The sequence below is a fragment of the Neptunomonas sp. genome, from assembly GCF_041601355.1.
Taxonomy (GTDB): Bacteria; Pseudomonadota; Gammaproteobacteria; order Pseudomonadales; family Balneatricaceae; genus Neptunomonas.
The window spans coordinates 1-8,560 of sequence record NZ_JBFIIH010000151.1; the positions used below are offsets into that span (position 1 = coordinate 1).

The window sequence follows — 8,560 nt, forward strand, 5'->3', positions numbered from 1 at the left end:
ACCCCGGCGCCAGGGGCTTGAGATGACACATCACACATTACCTCACCACCACCCGCACCGTGACACGCTAACCCGGGACACCCCCCAACAGGGCATCGTCCAGGAAATGCGCCTGTTCTCGCGCACCGGCGCGCGCTTGTATTTAACCAAAGCCGAGCGCCACGCTTACTTACGCGCTGTCCAGGATGAGTCGCCCGCGCGGGCCCTGTTTTGCCAGCTGCTGCACGATACCGGCTGCCGTCCTTCGGAAGCACGCGAAACCAGCGCCCAACGGGTATTATGGAGCGAAGGCCTCATCGTCTTCCGGACCCTCAAAAAACGCCGGCACGACCGGCGAGGGCGTGAAAAATTGCCTGAATATCGGGCGGTACCGGTCTCGTGGCCTTTACTGGAGAGACTGGATCGCGTCTTTGGGATTCGTCGGTTGCAAAAAGACCCGGACACGTTACACACGCCGCTCTGGACGATGAGCCGTTCCACCGCCTATCGTCTGGTCAAGCGGGTAATGGCCCGCGCCGGTATTCACGGAGATCAAGCGACCGGCAAAGGACTGAGCCATGCCTATGGGGTCGCCATGATGACAGCCGCGAGACCGGTTCCGATTCACTTGTTGGCCAAAGCGATGGGGCACAGTTCAACCAAAACCACGGAAGTCTATCTTCGCGCCACAGGTGATGAGGAGCGGAATTTATTTTTAGCGGCCTGGGGCGATGAATAACCCAACCAAGGGATGGAGTGATGGATAACCACGAAAACGGATCGTAATAACCGGCGAAGCAGCGGTTGAGAAATTCTTAGTAGGGAAAGAGGTGTGGCACGCCAATGTGAGCAATACGCAGACCCCCATGTAAATTTTTCACAGTTCCTTACAGCAGATAATGACGAACTTATCTTCGATCATACGTCCGGTGAGGCGGTTTAGATGGTCATACCTATAGCCTACTTTGCGTCGATGTTGCTTGCCTGTGGCCCAAAAAGAGCACTACGATTACCTATTTTATGATCCTCGATCAGTTATTTTTTTAGGAGGTTTAAGCCCTCAGCCTACATTTTAAACGTATTAAAGCCCTAAACATGGGTAATATCAGAGGTAAAAAATCTTAAAATTATTTATTACCATGCTGTTTATTGAAATAAAATTATTAAATTTAATAACATATATGTTATTATCAATAAAAGTATATGGAAGCCCGCATGGTTATACCTGTTGTTGCGCGAAAGGCTAAAGAGTACGAAACACATGATGGTAAAACACCCTTTCGTGATTGGTTAGTTGGCCTAAAAGATGGTCGCGGTAAAGCGAAGATAACTAAAGCCGTGACTCAAATGGAAGCTGGAAATTTTGGCGACCATAAGCCAATTACTGATGGAAACGGCTTACATGAACGACGAATTGACTATGGCCCTGGGTATCGTATTTACTACGTCACTGAGGGTGAAAAGCTGATTATTCTATTTGCGGGAAGTGATAAATCTGGACAAAAAGAAGCAATTATCTCAGCTAAAAACTACTTAGATGACTATCAGGAAAGAAAGCCAAAAGAGGCCAAACAGGTAGACAAATCTAGTAGAAAAATTAGAAATAAACGTAATAAAGCAAGGTGATAACTATGGCTTTAACCCGAGAATTTAAAGATACCGTCATGGAGCTTTGTAAAGACCCTGCGTACCGTAAAGCTCTACTTCTGGAAGCTTTGGAAAGTTATCTTGAAGGTGATATTGTTGTAGGAAATTCTATGCTTAGAGATTACCTAAACGGCACTCAATCCTTCAAAGAAGTTGCCAAAAAAATGCCTATGGCGGAACCAAGCCTGCGTCGCATGCTTAGTGCGAAAGGCAACGCCACAGCAAAGAATATATTTCTACTGTTTAAGCTATGCCAGGATCGAGAAGGCATCCATTCTGCTGATGAGTTTTTGGGGCAGGTTGCTTAAATATTAACTAATCTGCAAACCGCCTCCTGTAGGCGGTTTTTTGTGCCTGAAATGGTATGTATTCCTATTAGACGTTTTAATTGGCATCTGATTGATACCGTATGTCCTGCGCTGTGTCATCACCAGTACCGCTAAACACCTCTGAATCATTTCAAAAACTATCTATCCGACCGGATTGTCACCTCTGTTATGGCACACAACAAAGAGAGTCTGTGTCACCGGATGAGGTCCGGCCGGGATTCTATATGAGTCGCAAAGCTCCCCGCTATACTCAATACTCATAGTGCTGAGATACAGGAATTCTATGGGTATCGTGAATTCAATACCAACTTTTGGCGCTTTCGATTATCACGCTTGCTATACACTCGCGCATAGCTTAGCTATGAAAGACCAAGTCTCCTTTTTGATTTTTCCACAGCCTGTTAGGCGACAAAACATATACAGGAATACCACATCCTCAGTCTAAGTATTCTGGAGCCCTTCCCCCAGAGGTCATTGATCCTTGGGCACAGAGAGTCGTTAATTGGATTAAACGCACTACATAAATCACTAGCGGTACAGGGATAAAAGCGCAGGGAGGAAGTTTATTTTTAGTGGATTAAAATAATAAGTGGAAAATTATTATAATTCTGTTGATATTATAATAATTGTTTCGTATTATTCACTCTATCGCACAGATTGGAGTGTTTCAAAATGGCTAAAACAAGGCATATGCATCAAAGAATGAATCAGCGTGCTATTTCTCAGCAAATGCTAGAAATCGTAAAAATGTTTGGTGTAAATAATGGCGACAAGACTTACCTAAATAAAAAAGGCATAGACGCAGTGATTTCTGAAATGGACAGCCTTGCAAAGCAAATGCAGAAGATGAAAAGCCAAGGTGGTGTTGTGCTTGTAGAGTCGGGGGATGTTGAAATAACGGCATATGCGCTAGATAGCTATGACCGCAAAAAATCACACTCTTTACATTAATAGACTTGCGGGAATGATATCGTGAATAAACAGATTTGGTCATTACTTGATAACTTTCGTGGCGCACTAGATGCTCATGATTTTATTGTTCAAATTGCAGCTTGTTTTGTTTGGTTTAAACAGACTGGCACTAAAGTAATTGATGTACAAGATAGATTCGATGCTTCAATTGGTCCGGCAACCATGCACATGCTGCCTAGTAAGTTAGAACATGCAGTAGGCAAAGAGACAATATTTCTACCAGATCGCAGAGGTAAATTATCGGGTGAGCAAATTTACCATCTGATGAGAGGGTTACAGGATTTATTAAAAGCGCAGCTTGTTACATACAAAGACTTATCTGACACCTTAAGGTTCAGCTCAGCAGGTTTTGGTAAATCAGAATATTTGCCGCATGTTCCTAATGAATTGGCTTCGCTAGGGATAAAATTGTTAGGTGAGAAAACTGAGTCAGTTTACTGTCCTTTTGATACTGGTTACTACTTTGCTAGTGAGTTACCAAGTTCGAGTGAGAAGAAAGGAGAAGCTATCGAAACTACTGACTTATATTTTGCTGAGGTAGACAAGTTTTTGCTAGATAGTAACTTTAGCATTGTTCAAAACGACCCTATTCAAAGCCCTTATTATGTTGGTGATGGAGGGCTCGTGCAGTTTGACGCCTCTATTGCTATGCCGCCATTTGGTTTGAATATTCGATCGAAAGAGATCAATGATATTTGGGGACGCTTTCCTGAAAAATCATTAATGGGTGAAGTGTATTTTCTCCGGCATATGTTGGCGCATACCTTTGGTACAGTGGTTTGTTTTGTAGCCAATGGATTTCTTTTCAGAACTGCTGCTGGTGAAAAGCAATTTAAACAAGATGTAGTTAATCACAACATGGTTAAGGCAGTTATTTCTTTGCCAGCTAATTTGTTAGCAAAGACAGGAATACCTATTAGTATCTTGGTGTTAGATAAAAGCAAAACTTGTAATACCATCAAATTTATTGATGCAAGCTCTGATGTCTTTACCGATAAATCAAGCCGTACACGTAACCGCTTGATCAATATCAACAGAATACTTGAAGCATATAATTCATCAGCAGATACTGATATTTCGGTACATGCGTCACCTCAACAGGTTAAGGATAACGAATACAACTTATCACCGGGTCGTTATGTACTTTCTGAGAATTATAAGGAACTGACTAGATATTTAAGCCAGTTTGAAACTGCTAGGCTTGAAGAGTTGGTTGAAATTGTAAGGCCTCAGGCGTTAAAGCATTCCGAAAGCGGTGAAGAAATCTACTGCGAATATAATTTATCAAATCTTGATGACATTGGTTTTATTCAAGGAGAGGGAAAGAAGATTTGTGTGGGCCAAAATGATATTGCTAAGGCTAAAAAACAAATAATCAAAGCCAATGATGTGCTGGTTGTATGTAAAGGTGCGGTAGGTAAAGTTGGTCTTGCGGGTGAGGAAATTGAACCTAATGCTATTGCCAGCCAGTCGTTTTCAATCTTGCGAGTTAAACCCCACATTAGCTCTACCACAGCGGAAGCCCTTTACCAATACCTGGCCTCTAAGTATGGCCAGCTACAGCTTTCAAGCCTTGCAACAGGAACCAGTGCATTAATGCTATCGGCTAAAGATTTAAATACACTTGAAGTGCCTTTATTCACAATTGAAAAGCTGAATCAGATTAAGGCAGTTCGTCAACAAATAATTGATACTAACAAGCAAATTCAAAACTTAAAATCAGATATTAAAAGACTAAACCATAGCTGGTTATAAATGTTTAAATTCATCTGAGGTAATATAGCCGGCTAATCTTTTGTGGTTGTGTGTATGTCTCTAAGCTTGCCCGTTACTTCAATAGAACCTTTTAGACTCTTAAGCTCTGAAATGGACATAGCGCTAGTTATAAGGTGGGCAACGGGACCTTCTGTAAAAATGATCACAATACAAGATTTAATTTAGTTTCTTGATACCTGTTGCAGACGCTATTAACAATTTTTGACCCAAGGGTAAATAATGGACCACAGTGCACATAACAAATTAATCTCATTCATCTGGTCAATTGCCGACGACTGCCTGCGTGATGTATACGTACGTGGTAAATACCGTGATGTAATATTGCCTATGGTGGTTCTGCGCCGTTTAGATACCCTGCTAGAGCCCAGTAAAGATGCGGTACTTGCCGAGGTAAAGTACCAACTAGAAGAAATGGATGCCACCGAACTAGATGATGAGCCATTGATTGCCGAATCTGGTTATGTGTTTTACAACACATCTAAATGGACGCTAAAAAGCTTATTCAGCACCGCTACAAACAATCAGCAAATTCTATTGGCCAATGTTGAAGAATACCTAAATGGCTTTAGCGCTAACGTAAAAGAAATCATCGATTGCTTTAACCTTAAAGCACAAATCCGTCACATGGCCGGTAAAGATGTACTGCTGGATGTACTAGAGAAATTTGTATCCCCCTACATCAACCTAACCCCACACGATAAAGAAGACCCAGACGGCAATAAACAGCCAGCCTTAAGCAACTTAGGTATGGGTTATGTGTTTGAAGAATTGATTCGTAAATTCAACGAAGACAATAACGAAGAAGCCGGAGAACACTTCACCCCCCGCGAAGTGATCGAACTGATGACGCACCTTGTATTCGACCCTATCAAAGGTGATTTACCACTTACCCTTACCGTATACGACCCAGCGTGTGGCAGTGGCGGTATGCTGACTGAAACTCAGAACTTTATTTACGAAAAATACCCAGTAGAAAACACCACCCGCGACATCAATCTCTACGGTAAAGAGATCAACGACGAAACCTACGCCATTTGTAAATCCGACATGATGATCAAAGGCAACGATCCTAAAAACATCAAGGTAGGCTCAACCCTATCTACCGATGAATTTGCCGGTCAGCGTTTTGACTTTTGTTTGTCTAACCCACCATACGGTAAAAGCTGGGCCAGCGAGCAAAAGCACATAAAAGAAGGCACTGACGTTATCGACACTCGCTTTATTGTTGAGCTAGCAGATTACTGGGGTAATACCGCCCCCGTTGATGCCACACCACGTTCAAGTGATGGCCAGTTACTGTTTTTGATGGAAATGGTCAGCAAAATGAAGCCAACGGCTACCAGCCCAATGGGCTCTCGCATTGCGTCAGTTCATAACGGCTCAAGCTTGTTTACCGGCGATGCAGGTTCAGGTGAGAGTAACATCCGTCGTTACATCATCGAAAACGATATGCTCGATGCCATCGTGCAGCTACCCAATAACCTGTTTTATAACACAGGTATCACCACCTACATTTGGTTGCTAAACAATAACAAGCCAGCAGCTCGCCAAGGTAAAGTACAGCTCATTGATGCAAGCTTACTCTTCCGTAAATTGCGTAAAAACCTAGGCAATAAAAATTGCGAGTTTTCACGTGAGCACATTAGCCAAATCACACAAACCTATTTAGATTCCGCCAGTATCGACCGTCAGTTGAATGATCAAGGGGATGCACAAGGCATTGCCGCCAAAGTATTTAATAACGATGACTTTGGCTATTACAAGGTAAACATCGAACGTCCAGACCGCCGTAAAGCTCAGTTTAAAGCCGATTTAATTGAACCACTACGCTTTGATAAAACATTGCGTGAGCCTATGGAGCATTTATACGCTGAATATGGTGAAGACGTTTACAAAGCTGATTTCTTTAGCGCTAATGACAACGCTAAAGAAAAAGAAATCATTGCATGGTGTGAAGAGAGCGACATAAGCTTAAACGCCAAAGCAAAATCCAAGTTGCTATCTACTGATATTTGGGAGAGTAGTCGCTTACTCATTTGCCTGGCAAATAAGCTTGGCGAAACCATTACCGAAGAATACAGCGACTTTAATACCTTTAAAGTAGATGTAGAAAAGCAATTCAAAGCGGTATCTGCTGATGTTTTAGATTCGATTAAATCCAGCAAACGAAAAGCATTCTATACAACCGTGGTTAATGCCGTGAGTTGGTATGATGAAAGCGCAGAAAAAGTGATTAAAAAGGTCGTGAAGTTCAAGCAAGAAAAACTGGATGAGCTTCTACATCATTTAGACTGCAAAGAGACAGATTTAGCAGACTTTGGTTTTTATGCGATAGAGGGAAAAAAACTAGAGTTTATGACGTACGAGCCAAACTCAGATTTACGTGATGCGGAATCAGTGCCGTTAACTTATCTTAAAGATAACGCATCGGACAAATCAGCCATCCACCAATACTTCCTTGATGAAGTTCAGCCCCACGTAGATGAAGCTTGGATTAATCTTGATAGCACTAAGATCGGCTATGAAATTAGTTTTAATAAATACTTCTACCAACACCAACCATTGCGTTCAATGGATGATGTGGCTACCGATATCATCAACCTAGAGCGAAAAGCGGAAGGTTTGATTACTGATATATTAGGGTTAGAGAGTTTAGGTGTTAACTTAGCTAAGGTTCAGGGAGAATAACCATGACTGAATTAGCAGCAATGCCGAAATATAAGGAATATAAGGAATATAAGGACTCTGGTGAGGGCTGGATTGACGTTGTTCCTACGCATTGGGAAGTAAGAAAGCTCAAGCATATTTTCTTCGAAAAAAAGCATACTCAAAATATGAGTTTAAATTGTGGGTCTATTAGCTTTGGTAAGGTTGTCACTAAGGATGATGACAGAATTCCTCACTCAACAAAAGCATCGTATCAAGAAGTATTGAATGGTGAATTTTTAATAAACCCTCTAAACCTTAATTACGATTTGATTAGTTTAAGGATTGGGCTATCTGATATTGATGTTGTAGTTAGTGCGGGTTATGTCGTTCTTAAAAACAAAATTGATCTTAGTAAACAATACTTCAAATACTTACTACATAGATATGATGTGGCCTACATGAAGTTGTTGGGCTCAGGCGTAAGGCAAACCATAAGCTTCAATCATATTGCGAATAGCTTGTTATTACAGCCCCCCATGGTTGAACAGACAGCCATTGCCAACTTTCTCGATAAAAAAACAGCACAAATCGATGAAGCCATTGCCATCAAAGAAAAGCAAATCGAGCTGATAAAAGAGCACAAGCAAATCATCATCCAGCAAGCCGTTATTCAAGGATTGAATCCTGACGTACCCATGAAAAATTCAGGTGTGGATTGGATCGGTGAAATTCCTGAACATTGGGAGTATGCAAAATTAAAGTATTATATTGAAATCCTACCTGGATATGCATTTAAAAGTGAACAGTATTCTACAGAGCTTGATGATATCAGGTTGCTTAGGGGAGTTAATGTTTCTCCTAGTTATACAAAATGGAATGAGGTTGTTTATTGGCCGAAGAACAAAGTAAGAGGATTAGAAAAGTACTACCTTGAGGAGGGGGATCTTGTTATAGCAATGGATAGGCCTTGGGTGTCATCAGGGATAAGAGTCACTGAAATTAAAAAGGATGATTTACCTTGTTTACTTTTACAGCGAGTAGGCCGGATTCGAGGTAATAGAGAAGCATTAACGTGTATTAGTTCCGACTAGACCTGACACATCTTCTTGAAAAAGAGAGAGTTACCCGTTTTGATAAAGGTGTCGAATCTTAAATCAAAACAAAAGGTAACTCTCATGATTCATACTAACAATCCCATCATAAAACAC

7 protein-coding genes are annotated in these 8,560 nt (G+C 41.5%); all 7 read left to right on the top strand.

Annotated features, from left to right (window positions below):
• Positions 1–718: tyrosine-type recombinase/integrase (locus ABY436_RS17465; RefSeq protein ID WP_372740212.1), on the top strand; the 718-nt coding region annotated here is incomplete at its 5' end.
• A gap of 476 nt (positions 719–1,194) precedes the next feature.
• Positions 1,195–1,605 (top strand): type II toxin-antitoxin system RelE/ParE family toxin, encoded by a 411-nt coding sequence (locus ABY436_RS17470; RefSeq protein WP_372740213.1) that lies wholly within the window; start codon positions 1,195–1,197, stop codon positions 1,603–1,605.
• Positions 1,606–1,610: 5 nt separating this feature from the next.
• Entirely contained in the window at positions 1,611–1,934 is a 324-nt protein-coding gene (locus ABY436_RS17475) for a hypothetical protein (protein ID WP_372740214.1), read from the top strand.
• Positions 1,935–2,627: 693 nt separating this feature from the next.
• Positions 2,628–2,906 (top strand): hypothetical protein, encoded by a 279-nt coding sequence (locus ABY436_RS17480; RefSeq protein WP_372740215.1) that lies wholly within the window; start codon positions 2,628–2,630, stop codon positions 2,904–2,906.
• 21 nt (positions 2,907–2,927) lie between these two features.
• Positions 2,928–4,682, top strand: a complete 1,755-nt coding sequence (locus ABY436_RS17485) for an N-6 DNA methylase (protein ID WP_372740216.1) — start codon at positions 2,928–2,930, stop codon at positions 4,680–4,682.
• A gap of 240 nt (positions 4,683–4,922) precedes the next feature.
• Entirely contained in the window at positions 4,923–7,391 is a 2,469-nt protein-coding gene (locus ABY436_RS17490) for an N-6 DNA methylase (RefSeq protein WP_372740217.1), read from the top strand.
• A 2-nt stretch (positions 7,392–7,393) separates the two neighbouring features.
• Entirely contained in the window at positions 7,394–8,443 is a 1,050-nt protein-coding gene (locus ABY436_RS17495; RefSeq protein WP_372740218.1) for a hypothetical protein, read from the top strand.
• Positions 8,444–8,560: the final 117 nt, after the last annotated feature.